The sequence below is a fragment of the Pantoea sp. alder81 genome (assembly GCF_020179835.1).
GTDB lineage: Bacteria > Pseudomonadota > Gammaproteobacteria > Enterobacterales > Enterobacteriaceae > Pantoea.
In genome coordinates, this window is the sequence record NZ_JAIUDA010000003.1 from 370489 (window position 1) to 385946 (window position 15458).

General features: G+C 53.4%; 17 protein-coding genes. 6 read left to right on the forward strand and 11 right to left on the reverse strand.

The window, feature by feature from the left end; genetic code table 11:
* Positions 1–237: 237 nt before the first annotated feature.
* The 3 genes from rpsI to zapE all read right to left on the reverse strand — a co-directional run bounded on the left by rpsI (position 238) and on the right by zapE (position 2441).
* The gene (gene rpsI, locus LBW88_RS11245; RefSeq protein ID WP_034826648.1) at positions 238–630 is read right to left on the reverse strand and encodes a 30S ribosomal protein S9; all 393 of its coding nucleotides are present in this window, start codon (positions 628–630) and stop codon (positions 238–240) included.
* A gap of 15 nt (positions 631–645) precedes the next feature.
* Positions 646–1074, reverse strand: a complete 429-nt coding sequence (rplM, locus tag LBW88_RS11250) for a 50S ribosomal protein L13 (RefSeq protein ID WP_034826650.1) — start codon at positions 1072–1074, stop codon at positions 646–648.
* Between the two features lie 239 nt (positions 1075–1313).
* Positions 1314–2441 (reverse strand): cell division protein ZapE, encoded by a 1128-nt coding sequence (zapE, locus tag LBW88_RS11255; RefSeq protein ID WP_224932295.1) that lies wholly within the window; start codon positions 2439–2441, stop codon positions 1314–1316.
* A 184-nt stretch (positions 2442–2625) separates the two neighbouring features.
* On the opposite strand from zapE, the gene zapG reads away from it, so the two are divergent.
* From zapG to degS, 3 genes are all read left to right on the forward strand, one after another.
* Positions 2626–3030 (forward strand): Z-ring associated protein ZapG, encoded by a 405-nt coding sequence (gene zapG / locus LBW88_RS11260; protein WP_034826655.1) that lies wholly within the window; start codon positions 2626–2628, stop codon positions 3028–3030.
* A 112-nt stretch (positions 3031–3142) separates the two neighbouring features.
* Positions 3143–4513, forward strand: a complete 1371-nt coding sequence (degQ, locus tag LBW88_RS11265) for a serine endoprotease DegQ (RefSeq protein WP_224932294.1) — start codon at positions 3143–3145, stop codon at positions 4511–4513.
* Between the two features lie 86 nt (positions 4514–4599).
* Positions 4600–5679 carry an outer membrane-stress sensor serine endopeptidase DegS gene (gene degS, locus LBW88_RS11270; RefSeq protein WP_224932293.1) on the forward strand — a complete coding sequence of 360 codons (1080 nt, stop codon included), beginning with the start codon at positions 4600–4602 and terminating at the stop codon, positions 5677–5679.
* A gap of 69 nt (positions 5680–5748) precedes the next feature.
* Here degS and epmA read toward each other — a convergent pair whose 3' ends face one another.
* The 4 genes from epmA to efp form a co-directional block, all read right to left on the reverse strand.
* Positions 5749–6726, reverse strand: coding sequence for an elongation factor P--(R)-beta-lysine ligase (gene epmA, locus LBW88_RS11275; protein WP_224932292.1), 978 nt, complete (start codon positions 6724–6726; stop codon positions 5749–5751).
* A gap of 159 nt (positions 6727–6885) precedes the next feature.
* On the reverse strand, positions 6886–7020 hold the full coding sequence (locus tag LBW88_RS11280) for an entericidin A/B family lipoprotein (protein ID WP_038649531.1): 135 nt from the start codon (positions 7018–7020) through the stop codon (positions 6886–6888).
* A gap of 104 nt (positions 7021–7124) precedes the next feature.
* Entirely contained in the window at positions 7125–7259 is a 135-nt protein-coding gene (locus LBW88_RS11285; RefSeq protein WP_084934331.1) for an entericidin A/B family lipoprotein, read from the reverse strand.
* 50 nt (positions 7260–7309) lie between these two features.
* Positions 7310–7876 carry an elongation factor P gene (efp, locus tag LBW88_RS11290; protein WP_008104410.1) on the reverse strand — a complete coding sequence of 189 codons (567 nt, stop codon included), beginning with the start codon at positions 7874–7876 and terminating at the stop codon, positions 7310–7312.
* 41 nt (positions 7877–7917) lie between these two features.
* Between efp and epmB the strand changes: the two genes are divergently transcribed.
* Positions 7918–8946 (forward strand): EF-P beta-lysylation protein EpmB, encoded by a 1029-nt coding sequence (gene epmB / locus LBW88_RS11295; protein WP_224932291.1) that lies wholly within the window; start codon positions 7918–7920, stop codon positions 8944–8946.
* A gap of 43 nt (positions 8947–8989) precedes the next feature.
* On the opposite strand, the gene LBW88_RS11300 is transcribed toward epmB, so the two are convergent.
* The 4 genes from LBW88_RS11300 to LBW88_RS11315 all read right to left on the reverse strand — a co-directional run bounded on the left by LBW88_RS11300 (position 8990) and on the right by LBW88_RS11315 (position 12174).
* Positions 8990–9337 (reverse strand): DUF4156 domain-containing protein, encoded by a 348-nt coding sequence (locus LBW88_RS11300; RefSeq protein WP_224932290.1) that lies wholly within the window; start codon positions 9335–9337, stop codon positions 8990–8992.
* A gap of 198 nt (positions 9338–9535) precedes the next feature.
* Positions 9536–11188, reverse strand: a complete 1653-nt coding sequence (gene groL, locus LBW88_RS11305) for a chaperonin GroEL (protein WP_224932289.1) — start codon at positions 11186–11188, stop codon at positions 9536–9538.
* Positions 11189–11233: 45 nt separating this feature from the next.
* The gene (locus LBW88_RS11310; protein ID WP_224932288.1) at positions 11234–11527 is read right to left on the reverse strand and encodes a co-chaperone GroES; all 294 of its coding nucleotides are present in this window, start codon (positions 11525–11527) and stop codon (positions 11234–11236) included.
* 194 nt (positions 11528–11721) lie between these two features.
* Positions 11722–12174, reverse strand: coding sequence for an FxsA family protein (locus tag LBW88_RS11315; protein ID WP_224932287.1), 453 nt, complete (start codon positions 12172–12174; stop codon positions 11722–11724).
* A 375-nt stretch (positions 12175–12549) separates the two neighbouring features.
* Between LBW88_RS11315 and aspA the strand changes: the two genes are divergently transcribed.
* Both aspA and LBW88_RS11325 read left to right on the forward strand, forming a co-directional pair.
* Positions 12550–13986 carry an aspartate ammonia-lyase gene (gene aspA / locus LBW88_RS11320; protein ID WP_224932286.1) on the forward strand — a complete coding sequence of 479 codons (1437 nt, stop codon included), beginning with the start codon at positions 12550–12552 and terminating at the stop codon, positions 13984–13986.
* Between the two features lie 116 nt (positions 13987–14102).
* Entirely contained in the window at positions 14103–15404 is a 1302-nt protein-coding gene (locus tag LBW88_RS11325) for an anaerobic C4-dicarboxylate transporter (RefSeq protein WP_224932285.1), read from the forward strand.
* Positions 15405–15458: the final 54 nt, after the last annotated feature.

Consider the following 15458-nt stretch of genomic DNA (forward strand, 5'->3'; position numbering starts at 1 on the left):
TCAGCGGCGCTTTCCCGTCGTCCCGACAGGAATAACACGCACAACGCTCCGGCTTGCGGGCGCAAAGTGTCAGTGAGTTTACCAGATTTTAAGCAGCTTGTGGGGCGGGGATGATGAATTGCGGGCAAAATGCGGGTAAAGCTCGCGTTTTTAGCGTGAAAAATCGTGAATGGCAGCAATAAAAAACCCGCCGAAGCGGGTTTTTTGAGCAAATTGTGTCTGCCGAAGCAGCAACAATTAACGCTTAGAGAACTGCGGACGACGACGTGCTTTACGCAGGCCGACTTTCTTACGTTCAACTTCACGTGCGTCACGGGTAACGAAGCCCGCTTTACGCAGTTCAGGACGCAGAGACTCGTCGTATTCCATCAGAGCGCGTGTGATACCGTGACGGATCGCACCAGCCTGACCAGAAATACCACCACCTTTAACAGTGATGTACAGGTCAAATTTACCAACCATATCAACCAGCTCCAGCGGCTGACGCACGACCATGCGTGCAGTCTCGCGACCGAAGTATTGCTCCAGTGAGCGCTGGTTAATTACGATGTTACCGCTACCCGGCTTGATGAAGACGCGAGCGGCAGAGCTTTTGCGGCGACCAGTGCCGTAGTTTTGAGTTTCAGCCATTGCCTATAATCCCGATTAAATGTCAAGAACTTGCGGTTGCTGCGCCGCGTGAGTGTGCTCGTTGCCTGCGTAAACTTTCAGTTTACGGTACATAGCACGACCCAGCGGGCCTTTCGGCAGCATGCCTTTAACCGCGATTTCAATCACACGCTCAGGACGGCGCTCGATCATCTCTGCAAAGGTCGCTTGCTTGATACCACCGATGTGGCCAGTGTGGTGATAATAAATCTTGTCAGTACGCTTGTTGCCGGTTACAGCAACTTTCTCAGCGTTCAGAACGATGATGTAATCACCGGTATCAACGTGCGGAGTGTATTCCGCTTTGTGCTTACCACGCAGACGGCGCGCCAGTTCAGTCGCGAGGCGACCCAAGGTTTTGCCAGTTGCGTCAACAACATACCAGTCACGCTGTACGGTTTCTGGTTTAGCTGTAAAAGTTTTCATTGAAAAGCTTACCCAAATAAAAAGTTACACGTTGGTGAAATCCCAAACGCTAAGTAAACGATTGAGGCTCACACGACCATTTTGCCCAGCAAGCCACCCCTTCAAGTGAGTTACCGGATCACATCGAGTTCTTGGGAAAGAAAACCGATGCTGTAACGTGGGGTCGCAAGATTATAGAGAAGTCGAACTCAAAGATCGAACCTTTTTGCATCGAAATCCTGCGTTTTTTGCCCACGTCATCAGGGCAGATGCGGCAGACGCAAATACTCTTCGCTCTGCATCTCCTGCAAACGCGACAAGCAGCGTTGATACTCAAACTTCAGGCGCGTGCCCTGATAAATTTCAAACAGTGAGGTTTCGGCCGCGACCACAAGTTTAACGTGGCGTTCGTAGAACTCATCCACTAACGCCAGGAAACGGCGTGCCTGATCTTCGGTCTTATAAATCATCACCGGCACATCGTACAGCAACACGCTATGGAAGCGGCGTGATAATTCAATATAGTCGTGCTGGCTGCGCCCTGTGCCACACAGCGACAGGAAATCAATGGCTAATACGCCTTCGTTGACGCCCAGCGTCGGCATTTGACGATGGTTAATCTCCAGCACCGGCGCCTCTTCACGCGGTTTGCCGGAAAGTGCACGGAACATACGCTCCATCTCAGCATGCGTGGCGTCGTTAAGCGGGAAATTCCACAGATGCGCGGAGGTCAACGTACGCAGGCGATAATCAATGCCCGCATCCACGTTCATCACATCACAATGACGCTTAATCTGCTCAATAGCGGGCAGGAAACGCGGGCGCTGCAGGCCGTTGCGATACAGATCGTCAGGCGGAATGTTTGAGGTCGCCACCAGCGCAATGCCGCGATCGAACAGTGCTTCCATCAGCGTACCCAACAGCATGGCATCGGTAATGTCTGACACAAAAAATTCGTCGAAGCAGAGAATATCGGTCTCAGCTTTAAAGCGGTCTGCCACAATCAGCAGCGGATCGCTGTGCCCCTGCAACTGCGTGAGTTCTTCATGGACGCGCAGCATAAAGCGATGAAAATGCAGGCGGAGTTTACGATCGCCAGGAATAGACTGAAAAAATAAATCCATTACCCAGGTTTTACCGCGACCGACACCGCCCCACATATAGAGACCCCGCACCGGCGCTTCGCTGCTGTTTTTCTCTTTGGTCATCAGCTTCGATAAGCGGCCAAATAGCCCTTTAGCGGCAGGTTCAGGCGCGGGCTTACGGGCAATCAATCCTTGCTGGATCGCATCCAGGCGGGTAATAGCCTCGCGTTGTACATCATCCGGACGAAACTCGCCCTGTGATAGCGCCTGCTCATAGCGGGCAAGCGGAGATGAGGTTTGCATGGTTCTCTCAGAATCCCTGAAAAAGTCCGATTCACGGGTCGGTTGGCGAAAATTAGGCCGCACTACACTAAGCGATGCAGCCCGATAGTTCCACTTCCATAAGATTATTGGTTATAGTGGCTGCTATTGAAGTGGAAACAGAAGCAATGCCCTACGAAGCAACGGAAATTACACGGGAGTCATTATGACCTGGGAATACGGGCTGATTGGTTTAGTGATTGGCATTATTGTCGGCGCAGTCGTTATGCGTTTTGGCAACAAGAAGCTGCGTGAGCAGCGTAGCATGCAGTACGAGCTGGAAAAATCGAAGGCTGAGCTGGCAGATTATCGCGAAGAGCTCACCAACCACTTTGCGCGTAGCGCAGAATTGCTGGACAACATGGCACATGACTATCGCCAGCTGTATCAGCATATGGCAAAAGGTTCGAATGACCTGCTGCCAAATCTGCCAGGCGAAAAAAATCCGTTTGCCTACCAGCTGACGGAAGCCGAAGCGGATAACGATCAGGCACCGGTGCAAATGCCGCGTGATTACTCTGATGGCGCATCCGGTTTGCTGCGCGGTAGCGACCGTACACCGCGTAAATAATCCTTTTGGGGCACAGCTTAGCTGTGCCCTTTTTGTTTTCCGAACACTTACGCCAAACTACTGTCACACTTTCTATCCCCCTTTCTTCTTTCGCAGCGAGAGCGTTGTAGCAATGAAAAAACAAGCACGACTGTTAAGCGCATTAGCCTTGAGTATTGGGATGAGTCTGGCGGCAACGCCTGGCGCGATGGCGACGCTGCCCGCTCAGGTGCAGGGCCAGGCACTGCCGAGCCTGGCACCGATGCTGGAAAAAGTTCTGCCCGCGGTCGTCAGCGTGCATGTTGAAGGCACCGACAGTGGTCAGCAGGCACAGGACATTCCTGAACCGCTGAAGCGCTTCTTTGGTCAGGCGCCGGGACAATCCCAGCCACAGCCGTTTGAAGGTCTTGGTTCAGGCGTGATCATTGATGCGGCGAAGGGCTACATCCTCACCAACAATCACGTGGTGAACGGTGCCGATAAAATCAGCGTCCAGCTCAGCGATGGCAATGAATATGATGCCAAACTGATTGGCCATGATGAGCAAACCGACATCGCGCTGATTCAGGTCGAAGGCGCTAAAAATCTGACGCAGGTGAAAATCGCCGACTCAGACTCACTGAAAGTGGGCGACTTTGCCGTGGCTATCGGTAACCCCTTCGGCCTCGGCCAAACCGCGACCTCCGGTATCATTTCGGCATTGGGGCGTAGCGGATTGAACCTTGAAGGGCTGGAAAACTTCATCCAGACCGATGCAGCAATTAACCGGGGTAACTCCGGCGGTGCGCTGGTCAATCTAAATGGCGAGTTGATTGGTATCAACACCGCGATTCTGGCCTCCAGCGGCGGCAACATCGGTATCGGCTTCGCGATTCCAAGCAACATGGCGATGAATCTGGCGCAGCAGCTGATTCAGTCTGGTGAAGTGAAACGTGGTCAGTTGGGTATCAAAGGCACCGAAATGACGCCTGACATCGCCAAAGCCTTTAACGTTGATGCGCAGCGCGGCGCCTTTGTCTCAGAAGTGCTGCCGAACTCCGCCGCACAAAAAGCAGGCATCAAAGCAGGCGATATCATCACCTCCATCAACGATAAAGACATCACCAGCTTTGCTGAGCTACGCGTGAAAGTGGGTACTACCCCGCCGGGCCAGCAGGTGAAAATTGGTCTGCTGCGTGAAGGTAAGCCTGTGACGGTGACTGTGACGCTGGAGCAGAGCGCGCAAAGTACCGCCAGCGCCCAGCTGATGTCACCTGCTTTACAAGGTGCAACTCTGAGCGATGGCGCAGCCAAGAGCGGCGATAAAGGCGTAAAAGTGGATGCCATCGAAAAAGGCACGCCGGCTGAGCAGGCTGGCTTGCAGAAAGATGATGTGATTGTCGGTGTTAACCGCGATCGTGTCACCTCACTGGCGGAAATGCGTAAAGCGCTGGAAAGTAAACCCGCGATCCTGGCATTGAACGTGGTGCGCGGCGACGAGAGCATTTACTTACTTATGCGATAATCCTCGCAACAGGCGGACAAGCAGGTGTTTGTCCGCCTTTCTCATGTTATTCTGCCCAGCGATCCCACCTTTCCTGAAATAACACCATGTTTCCTAAACTTTTGCGTTCTGTGGTGATGGGCTTGATCGTGGCGGGCTTACTGCTTGTTGCGATTCCTGCGCTGCGTATGAGCAGCAACGTCACCTTTGATCATGACAACAGTGATGATGAATCCCCCGTGAGCTTCAATCAGGGGGTGCGCCGCGCTGTGCCTGCGGTGGTCAACGTCTATAACCGCAGTGCCCATGGCAACAACAATCGCGGTATCACCACGCTGGGTTCAGGCGTGATCATGAACGTGAAAGGCTACATCCTAACCAACAAGCATGTGATTAATAACGCCGATCAGATCATCGTTGCGTTGCAGGATGGCCGCTTCTTCGAAGCCACCTTAGTCGGTTCAGATGCCATGACCGATTTGGCGGTGCTGAAAATCAGCGCCACCAACCTGCCAGTGATTCCCATCAACGCCAAACGTATCGCCCATATCGGCGATGTGGTGATGGCGATTGGCAACCCTTATAACCTCGGCCAGACCGTCACTCAAGGCATTATCAGTGCCACCGGGCGCGTGGGCTTAAGCTCATCTGGGCGTCAAAACTTCCTGCAGACCGATGCTTCCATCAATCAGGGCAACTCAGGCGGCGCGTTGATTAACTCGCTAGGCGAACTGATGGGCATCAATACGCTGACGTTTGATAAAAGCAATGATGGCGAAACGCCGGAAGGGATTGGCTTTGCGATTCCGACCGCGTTAGCAACCAAGATCATGGATAAGCTGATTCGCGATGGTCGGGTGATTCGCGGCTATATCGGCATCACCGGACGTGAATTGCCACCTTTGCACGGCCAGGGCAGCAGTCTGGATCGGGCACAGGGCATTATCGTTAGTGAGGTCACGCCAGGTGGGCCAGCCGATCATGCCGGGATTCAGGCCAATGATGTGCTATTGCAGGTGAACGGCAAACCGGCGCTGTCCGCGCAGGAAACCATGGATCAGGTGGCGGAGATTCGCCCAGGATCGGTAATTCAGGTGCAGGTTCTGCGTAATGAGCAGAAGATGATGCTGCCCGTCACCATTCAGGAATTCCCCGAAGCACCAACCGCTCCCACGACGCAGCAGTAACCCTTAAATGAACAACGGCGCAATACATGCGCCGTTGTTGTCTGAAACACCCTGCCCGAGCAAGAATGATCAGCTGCGATCCACCGGGAAGGCAATCACATCGCTCAAGGCATTGGCTTTCAACGCCAGCATAATTAAACGATCCACACCCAACGCCACACCTGAGCAAGCAGGCATGCCATGTGCCAGCGCATCCAGCAGGTTGGTATCAATCGGATGCTGCGGGAGACCACGGGCGGCACGGCGGCGGTTATCCTGCTCAAAGCGCTGACGCTGCTCGCGGCTATCGGTTAACTCACGGAAGCCGTTAGCCAGCTCCACACCTTTGTAATACACCTCAAACCGTTCCGCGACGCGATGATCCTCAGTGCTGATCTCCGCCAATGCCGCCTGACTGGCCGGGAAGTGATACACGAAGCACGGCTTATCGTTACCAATCTTCGGCTCAACGCCCAGCATAAACAGCAGCTGCAGTAGCGTATCGCGGTCTTCTTCACGGTTCGCCAGTTCGCTTTCACCCAATTTAGCCGCTGCTTCACGCAACTGCGTTTTATCCGCCGACAAAGGATCGAGTTCCAGATGACGAATAAACGCCTGCTGATACGACAGGGATTCGGCGCTATCGCACTCCAGCACCTGCTGCATCAGATCGTCGACTTCGTTCATCAGGCGATACATATCGTAGTGAGGGCGGTACCACTCCAGCATGGTGAACTCTGGATTATGGTGACGGCCCGCTTCTTCATTACGGAAGCAACGTCCCATCTGATAGATCGGGCCACTGCCCGCCGCCAGCAGGCGCTTCATGTGATATTCCGGGCTGGTCATCAGCCACAGATCGCGTCCTTCCGCGGCTCCGGGGCCGACAAAACGCGTCTGGAACGGCACCAGATGGATGTCAGTGATGGTCGCCTGGCTCATCGCCGGGGTATCCACCTCCAGCACGCCGCGATCGGCAAAGAAACGACGAATCTCCGCCAAAATGGCGGCGCGTTTCAACAAATTGGCAATGGGTGCGCTCGGCTGCCAGCTTGCCGTTTCGCTCATGTTGGTGACTCCGTATACAGATAAGGGGGAGAAGTCTACCCGTATTGGCTACGCCAGACAACGGCGCGTCGGGATCGAGGACGCTCGCGCTGTCTTTTCAGACAAAGAAGTGGGATAAGAGAAAATCCGGTACGAAACCAGGTTTCGCACCGGTTTTGATTACTGTGCGCTGCGCTGAATCGCTTTGCCACCGGCCTGAACGTCCTCGCCAACACCACGGGTGGTATTGCAGGCGGTCAACACAGAGGAAAGCACCAGAACAGAAAGAATCGCGACAATACTTTTCTTTAACATAGCCATATCCTTGTTGGTTGCAGTAAAAGTACAGCCTTTCAAGCATAGACCTTCTATACAGCCCTGCTGGCTAAGCCGCTGAGAAAAGGCGATGTCGTCGCAATTTATTTGTCGGCTGCACGTGAAATAGCACCGCCCAAATGGGAGACGTCTTCACCAAAGCCGTGAAAGGTGTTGCAGGCACTTAAAGCAGAAGAGACGAGCAACGCAAAAACAGCCAGTTTCGCTATCTTTTTCATTATTCTGAACTCAAAAAAAAGCGCATCGATTGATGCGCCTGATTTGGCAATTATTTTACGCGAGAAACGTATTCGCCAGAGCGGGTGTCAACTTTAACCACTTCGCCAATCTGCACGAACAGTGGAACTTTGATCACTGCGCCAGTAGACAGGGTTGCTGGCTTGCCGCCGGTACCGGCAGTGTCACCCTTCAGACCTGGGTCAGTTTCGATGACTTCGGCTTCGATGAAGTTCGGTGGCTGAACAGCGATAGCTTTATCGTTCCACAGGGTAACGATACAATCCGCATTGTCCTGCAGCCATTTGGTCACGTCGTCCAGCACTTTAGATTCGATCTGATACTGCTCGAAAGACTCTGGGTGCATGAAGTAGAAGAAATCTCCGTCGTTGTAAGAGTACTGCAGCGTCATATCACGAACGTCTGCGCCTTCGGCAGAGTCGGTAGATTTGAAGGTCTTCTCAACGCGAGAACCGGTCAGCAGACGACGCATTTTCACGCGTGCAAATGCCTGGCCTTTACCCGGTTTGACGAACTCACTGGCTTCGATGGCGTATGGTTCGCCTTCGAACATGATTTTAAGACCGGGACGGAAATCGTTGCTAAGATAAGTCGCCATAAAGGCCCTCTGTAAATATTGAACTGGTAATAGCCAAAAAAATGGCAAACATTGTAACCCTAAATCCCCCCATCAGAGAAGATTGGTTGCAGCAACTTGCTGATGTTGTCACCGATCCTACTGAATTACTGCAACTTTTATCTCTCGAACAGCATGCGGATCTGGCCGCAGGCAACGATGCGCGCAAGCTTTTTGCGCTGCGTGTGCCCCGTGCCTTTATTCAGCGCATGACGCCAGGCGATGCAAACGACCCACTTTTGCTGCAGGTGGTGACCAGCCGTCAGGAGTTTGTCGATGCGCCAGGTTACAGTACCGACCCGCTGGATGAACAAAGCAGCGTGGTGCCCGGTTTACTGCATAAGTACAGAAACCGTGCGTTGCTGCTGGTGAAAGGCGGCTGTGCCGTCAACTGCCGCTACTGCTTCCGTCGTCATTTCCCCTATCAGGATAATCAGGGCAATAAGCGTAACTGGCAGGCCGCGATCGATTACATCGCTGAGCATCCGGAGCTGGATGAGATTATCTTCTCGGGTGGCGATCCGCTGATGGCGAAAGACCATGAGCTGGCGTGGCTGGTGGGCGCACTGGAGAAAATCCCCCATCTCAGGCGTCTGCGTATTCATAGCCGTTTACCCGTGGTGATACCGGCTCGTATCACGGAAGGATTGTGTCAGATTCTGGCTGAGACGCGGCTGCAAGTGCTGATGGTGAGCCACATCAACCACGCGCAAGAAATTGACGATGAGCTGCGCTACGGCATGCAGATGCTGAAACGTGCGGGCGTCACCTTACTCAATCAGAGCGTGCTGCTGCGCGGCATCAATGATAATGCACAAGCGCTGGCCAACCTGAGCAACGCGTTGTTCGATGCCGGTATTCTGCCGTATTACCTGCACGTACTGGATAAAGTGCAAGGCGCGGCGCATTTCTTTGTCTCGGATGACGAAGCACGTGCGCTGGTACGCCAATTGCTGGCGATGGTTTCCGGTTATATGGTGCCAAAACTGGCGCGCGAGATTGGCGGAGAGCCAAGCAAAACGCCGTTGGATTTGCAGCTCCGCCAGGAATAAAAAAAGCCGCATCAGCGGCTTCTTTTACAACTCGTTCATGCCATTACGGGCACTTATACACCTGACCCGACATTTTGCTGTCGAGTGGTGCGAATGCAGAGAGCAGGTTCTGCGTTGGGCTGGTTGCACCGTAAATCACGTTGCCGCCCATGTCTGCCGCACGGTTACGCAGGTCGTTGGCTGCGCCACGCAGCGAACTGCCTTCACCGCCTGATCCGCTCAACCAGTTGCTCTGTGAGCCGGTGACATTGCCCAGCAGCTGACATTGGCTTCCAGGCTGTTGGTCAACGAAAGTCACACGCTGTCCACCGGAACTCAGTTGATTGGAGCTGCTGCAGCCCGCCAGCAGTAAAGTCCCTACCGCCAGTCCGAGCAAGAGGTTAATCCGCATTGTAATCCCCATTTATTATCATCAGTATCGGGCGGCAGCGTAGCAGAAAAGCGCACTTTTTTTCTGAACATTCATTGCCCTAAACCCGCAAAGCCGAAGTATTGCGCTCTTACTTATACCTTGTTCGCCGCCAAAAGAAAAACCCCCGACCGTTTCCGATCGAGGGTTTTTCAAATGACTTAAGCAGTCAGGGGCAAATTACATCATGCCGCCCATTCCGCCCATGCCACCCATGCCGCCAGCGCCACCTAAATCAGGTGCATCGCCTTTTGGCAGGTCGGTCACCATCGCTTCGGTGGTGATCATCAGGCCCGCAACAGAAGACGCGTACTGCAGAGCAGAACGGGTTACTTTGGTTGGGTCCAGGATACCGAAGTCGATCATGTTGCCGTATTCTTCAGTCTGTGCGTTGTAACCGTAGTTACCGTCGCCTGCTTTCACGTTATTGGTGACAACAGAAGGCTCTTCACCGGCGTTAGATACGATCTGACGCAGTGGTGCTTCCATTGCGCGCAGCGCAACTTTGATACCGACGTTCTGGTCTTCGTTCTGACCTTTCAGGCCTGAAGCAGCAATTTTCGCTGCAACGCGTACCAGTGCAACACCACCACCAGCAACTACGCCTTCTTCTACCGCAGCACGGGTTGCGTGCAGGGCATCTTCAACGCGGGCTTTCTTCTCTTTCATTTCAACTTCAGTCGCTGCGCCCACTTTCAGAACGGCTACGCCGCCTGCCAGTTTCGCTACGCGCTCCTGCAGTTTTTCTTTGTCGTAATCAGAGGTCGCTTCTTCGATCTGCTGACGGATCTGCGTTACGCGGCCCTGAATTGCGCCCTGATCGCCCACGCCATCGATGATGGTAGAGGTATCTTTGTTGATCACAACGCGCTTAGCCTGACCCAGATCTTCCAGGGTGGCTTTCTCCAGGTCCAGACCGATCTCTTCAGAGATAACGGTACCGCCGGTCAGGATAGCGATATCCTGCAGCATCGCTTTACGACGGTCGCCGAAGCCAGGTGCTTTAACAGCAGCGACTTTCACGATACCGCGCATGGTGTTAACCACCAGAGTTGCCAGCGCTTCGCCTTCAACATCTTCAGCGATGATCAGCAGTGGTTTACCGGCTTTCGCAACCGCTTCCAGTACTGGCAGCAGTTCACGGATGTTAGAGATTTTCTTATCGGCTAACAGGATGAAAGGCGCATCCAGTTCGATAGCGCCAGTCTCTGGCTTGTTGATGAAGTACGGAGACAGGTAGCCACGGTCGAACTGCATACCTTCAACCACGTCCAGCTCGTCTTGCAGGCCGGTGCCTTCTTCAACGGTGATAACGCCTTCTTTGCCTACTTTCTCCATCGCGTCAGCGATCAGAGCGCCAACAGTTTCGTCGGAGTTAGCAGAGATGGTACCCACCTGAGCAATCGCTTTGGTATCCTGGCAAGGAACAGACAGCGCTTTCAGCTCTTCAACAGCAGCGATCACTGCTTTGTCGATACCGCGCTTCAGGTCCATTGGGTTCATGCCCGCAGCCACAGCTTTCAGGCCTTCGTTCACGATAGCCTGTGCCAGTACGGTTGCAGTAGTGGTGCCGTCGCCTGCAGCGTCGTTCGCTTTAGAGGCCACTTCTTTCACCATCTGAGCACCCATGTTCTCGAACTTGTCTTCCAGTTCGATTTCACGTGCTACAGAAACACCATCTTTAGTGATGGTCGGTGCACCAAAAGATTTATCCAGAACCACGTTACGGCCTTTCGGGCCCAGGGTAACTTTTACTGCATCTGCCAGGATGTTAACGCCACGCAGCATTTTTACGCGTGCGTCATTACCGAATTTTACGTCTTTAGCTGCCATTTCAAATATCCCTTAAATTCGTTTCGTTCAGTGAATTACGCGTAATTACGCTTCGACAACCGCCAGGATGTCGCTTTCAGAGATGATCAGCACTTCTTCGTTATCGATCTTTTCAGTTTTGGCACCGTAGCCTTCGCTAAAGATAACCAGATCGCCAACTTTCACGTCCAGCGGCTTAACATCGCCGTTTTCCAGGATGCGGCCATTGCCAACAGCCAGAACTTCACCGCGAGTTGATTTGCCAGCTGCAGAGGCGGTCAGAACGATACCGCCAGCAGATTTAGCTTCAACTTCTTTACGCTTAACGATAACGCGATCGTGCAACGGACGAATTTTCATTTGGTAGCTCTCCTTTGAGAAGTCCAATCATTCAGTTTTTTGGGTTGAACCGGACTGCATGGCTTCCGGCCTCGTGGAGAGAGAGATAGGGTCAATTAATGGGCTTTCAAGGGCAAAAAAATAAAAAACTTTCGTTTGTGTAACAGATGGCGAAAAAGGCAGCAAAAAGGGCGACTCTCGCCGCCCTTCTTAACTTAACGATCTTTGTCGTGCCCGATTTGATCCTGGTCTTTACGCTCGTATTCGCCATCCATGGTGAAGCCGCTGTCAGGACCTGCACCCGGCCCGCGCCACACGCGCAAGTGAGGCATTAATTTCAGCGTCAGATGCTTCTGCACTGGTGGCAGCAGCAGTAACAAACCGAGAAAGTCAGTAAAGAAGCCTGGCAGCAGCAACAAGAATCCAGAAATGATCAGCGAAACGCTTTTGGTCATCTCCGCCGCAGGGCTTTCATTGCGCGCCAGCTTCTCCTGCATCAGGCGGAAATTCTTCATCCCCTGGTTTTTCACCAGCGACACCCCGATGCAGGAGGTGAAGATCACCAGCAGCATGGTCAGCAGCACGCCGAGGGCATGCGCGACCTGAATGAAAATTGAGATCTCAATCCAGGCCAGAACAAAAAAAATCACGAACGGTATCCAGCGCACCGATATCTCCTGTGAGTAGGGCTGCCTCGCTTCTTGCCAGGCAGCAGAAAGGGATGGTCTGTCAGACCGTATTGATAGAGATGGGCATCTCAACCCGCGATTTCAACCGATCCTGCCAAATTTTTCCGACTGACTTAAAATTGCGAACTACATCACATATCGTTATTACCGCTGGGCCAGTAAATGCCCGTAAAGTGATCTGTGCACAAACAATTCTGTAACAACAGAATATGATCGTGCCCGCCAGCCTGAAGATGGATAATATGTCGGCGCTGGTATTCCACGACAATATAATTGCTTCACCTGCACAGTGATTGCCGCCCGACCATCCCGGTCGCCCGGCAGTGACACCGCAGAAATAATAAGAAGGTAATCATGGCGAACAACATTCGTATCGAAGAAGACCTGTTAGGCATGCGCGAAGTTCCGGCAGACGCTTACTACGGTGTTCATACTCTGCGTGCGATTGAGAACTTCTACATTAGTAACAATAAAATCAGTGACATACCGGAGTTTGTCCGCGGTATGGTGATGGTGAAAAAAGCAGCCGCGCTCGCCAACAAAGAGCTGCAAACAATCCCTCGCAACATCGCAAACACCATTATTCAAGCCTGTGATGAAGTGCTGAATAACGGTAAATGCATGGATCAGTTCCCGGTTGACGTCTATCAGGGCGGCGCGGGTACCTCGGTCAACATGAACACCAACGAAGTACTGGCAAACATCGGTCTGGAGCTGATGGGCCACCAGAAAGGTGAGTACCAGTATCTCAACCCCAACGATCACGTGAATAAGTGTCAGTCCACCAACGATGCTTATCCAACCGGTTTCCGTATCGCGGTTTACGCTTCTATCCTGAAACTGCTGGACGGCATTAGCCAACTGAGCGAAGGCTTCCAGCGTAAAGCGGTCGAGTTCGAAAACATCCTCAAGATGGGGCGCACCCAGTTGCAGGATGCAGTACCGATGACGCTGGGCCAGGAGTTCCACGCGTTTAACGTGCTGCTGAACGAAGAGACCCGTAGCATTCTGCGTACTGCTGAACTGCTGCTGGAAGTGAACCTCGGCGCCACGGCAATCGGGACTCGCCTCAACACCCCGGATGGTTATCAGCAACTCGCCGTTCAGCGTCTGGCGGAAGTCAGTAATCTGCCAGTCGTCCCGGCGGAAGACCTGATCGAAGCAACCTCCGACTGCGGCGCCTACGTGATGGTGCACTCTGCGCTGAAACGTCTGGCGGTCAAGCTGTCGAAGATCTGTAACGACCTCCGCCTGCTCTCTTCCGGCCCTCGTTCTGGCCTGAACGAAATCAACCTGCCAGAACTGCAGGCCGGTTCATCGATCATGCCAGCCAAAGTGAACCCGGTGGTGCCAGAAGTGGTGAATCAGGTGTGCTTTAAAGTTATCGGTAATGACATCACCGTGACCATGGCATCAGAAGCGGGTCAGCTGCAGCTGAACGTGATGGAACCGGTGATTGGCCAGGCGCTGTTTGAGTCGATCAGCATCCTGACCAACGCTTGCTTCAACCTGCTGGAGAAATGCGTGAATGGCATCACCGCCAACAAAGCGGTATGTGAAGCTTACGTGTTTAACTCCATCGGTATTGTCACCTACCTCAACCCGTATATCGGCCACCACAATGGCGATATCGTCGGCAAGATTTGTGCGGAAACCGGTAAGAGCGTACGTGAAGTGGTGCTGGAGCGCGGTCTGCTGACCGAAGCGGAACTGGATGACATCTTCTCCATCCAGAACCTGATGCATCCGACTTACAAAGCTAAACGCTACACCGACGAAAACGAACAGTAATCCGTTCCGGATCAAGTTGCCAAAAGCACGCCTGTATACAATACGGCGTGCTTTTTTCTTATTGGCGGCTACAACTTTAAGAGTCGAGATTTCCCCCCGGCTCAGGAGCGGAACGAATGGTGTTAGTGGAATTACTGATTGTCCTGCTGGCAATCTGGCTCGGTGCGCGCTTAGGCGGCATCGGAATTGGTTTTGCGGGCGGATTGGGCGTACTGGTGCTGACACTGTTCTGTGGCATGAAACCCGGTGCCATTCCTTTCGATGTGATCGAAATTATCATGGCGGTGATTGCCGCGATTGCCGCTATGCAGATTGCAGGCGGACTCGATTACATGGTGGGTCTGGCCGAACGCCTGCTGCGCCGTCATCCACGTTATGTCACTTTTCTCGCGCCACTCGTCACCTATGTGATGACACTGCTGGCAGGCACCGGCCATACCGCTTTCTCCACGCTGCCGGTGATTGCTGAAGTCGCCAAAGAGCAAGGCGTCCGCCCCTCGCGCCCATTGTCCATCGCCGTCGTCGCCTCGCAAATTGCCATTACCGCTTCACCGCTTTCTGCTGCGGTGGTGTTCTTCGCATCGATTCTGGAACCGCGCGGTGTCAGCTATCTGGCGCTGCTGGCAGTATCGATCCCCTCCACCATGGCCGCCATCTTCTGTGCCGCGGTGATCACCAGTTTTCTCGGTAAAGAGCTAAAGGATGATGAGGTTTATCAGGCGCGCTTAGCCAAAGGCGAAGTGACGCTGCGCGGTGAACGCGTTTATGACATCAAGCCTGGCGCAAAACGCGCGGTCGGGCTATTCCTGATCGGCATTGCGGCGGTAGTGCTCTATGCCACGGCGATCAGCGACAGCGTCGGGCTCATCAGCAATCCGGTATTGCCGCGCAACGAAGCCATTGTGGTGTTTATGCTCACCGTCGCCACACTGATTTGTTTGACTTGCAAAGTCGATACCGGTGAAATCCTCAGTGCCAGTACTTTCAAATCCGGCATGAGCGCCTGTATCTGCGTGATGGGTGTGGCGTGGCTCGGTGACACCTTTGTCAAAGCGCATTTGAGTGAGATTCAAACCGCTGCGGGTGAAATGCTGCAGAGTTACCCGTGGATGCTGGCACTAGTGCTATTCTTCGCCGCCACCCTGCTCTATTCGCAGGCGGCGACCACCAAGGCACTGATGCCGGCCGCACTGATGCTCGGTGTTTCTCCGCTGGCCGCAGTCGCTTCCTTTGCCGCCGTTTCGGCCCTGTTTGTGTTGCCAACCTACCCCACCTTATTAGCGGCAGTCGAAATGGATGACACCGGTTCGACCCGAATCGGCAAGTTTGTGTTTAATCACTCCTTTATCATTCCCGGCGTGTTGGCGATTGCCTTCTCGGTGGCGTTTGGCTTCCTGTTTGGCAGCCTGATTCTGTAGCGCCGTTACATCCTGTAAACCTCGTGGCGAGACGGCCGTGCTATCATCGCGGCT

Excerpts from the sequence above, each read along its gene's own strand:
- rpsI (WP_034826648.1), bottom strand. The coding sequence starts at position 630 with ATGGCTGAAACTCAAAACTACGGCACTGGTCGCCGCAAAAGCTCTGCC.
- rplM (WP_034826650.1), bottom strand. The coding sequence starts at position 1,074 with ATGAAAACTTTTACAGCTAAACCAGAAACCGTACAGCGTGACTGGTAT.
- zapE (WP_224932295.1), bottom strand. The coding sequence starts at position 2,441 with ATGCAAACCTCATCTCCGCTTGCCCGCTATGAGCAGGCGCTATCACAG.
- zapG (WP_034826655.1), top strand. The coding sequence starts at position 2,626 with ATGACCTGGGAATACGGGCTGATTGGTTTAGTGATTGGCATTATTGTC.
- degQ (WP_224932294.1), top strand. The coding sequence starts at position 3,143 with ATGAAAAAACAAGCACGACTGTTAAGCGCATTAGCCTTGAGTATTGGG.
- degS (WP_224932293.1), top strand. The coding sequence starts at position 4,600 with ATGTTTCCTAAACTTTTGCGTTCTGTGGTGATGGGCTTGATCGTGGCG.
- epmA (WP_224932292.1), bottom strand. The coding sequence starts at position 6,726 with ATGAGCGAAACGGCAAGCTGGCAGCCGAGCGCACCCATTGCCAATTTG.
- LBW88_RS11280 (WP_038649531.1), bottom strand. The coding sequence starts at position 7,020 with ATGTTAAAGAAAAGTATTGTCGCGATTCTTTCTGTTCTGGTGCTTTCC.
- LBW88_RS11285 (WP_084934331.1), bottom strand. The coding sequence starts at position 7,259 with ATGAAAAAGATAGCGAAACTGGCTGTTTTTGCGTTGCTCGTCTCTTCT.
- efp (WP_008104410.1), bottom strand. The coding sequence starts at position 7,876 with ATGGCGACTTATCTTAGCAACGATTTCCGTCCCGGTCTTAAAATCATG.
- epmB (WP_224932291.1), top strand. The coding sequence starts at position 7,918 with ATGGCAAACATTGTAACCCTAAATCCCCCCATCAGAGAAGATTGGTTG.
- LBW88_RS11300 (WP_224932290.1), bottom strand. The coding sequence starts at position 9,337 with ATGCGGATTAACCTCTTGCTCGGACTGGCGGTAGGGACTTTACTGCTG.
- groL (WP_224932289.1), bottom strand. The coding sequence starts at position 11,188 with ATGGCAGCTAAAGACGTAAAATTCGGTAATGACGCACGCGTAAAAATG.
- LBW88_RS11310 (WP_224932288.1), bottom strand. The coding sequence starts at position 11,527 with ATGAAAATTCGTCCGTTGCACGATCGCGTTATCGTTAAGCGTAAAGAA.
- aspA (WP_224932286.1), top strand. The coding sequence starts at position 12,550 with ATGGCGAACAACATTCGTATCGAAGAAGACCTGTTAGGCATGCGCGAA.
- LBW88_RS11325 (WP_224932285.1), top strand. The coding sequence starts at position 14,103 with ATGGTGTTAGTGGAATTACTGATTGTCCTGCTGGCAATCTGGCTCGGT.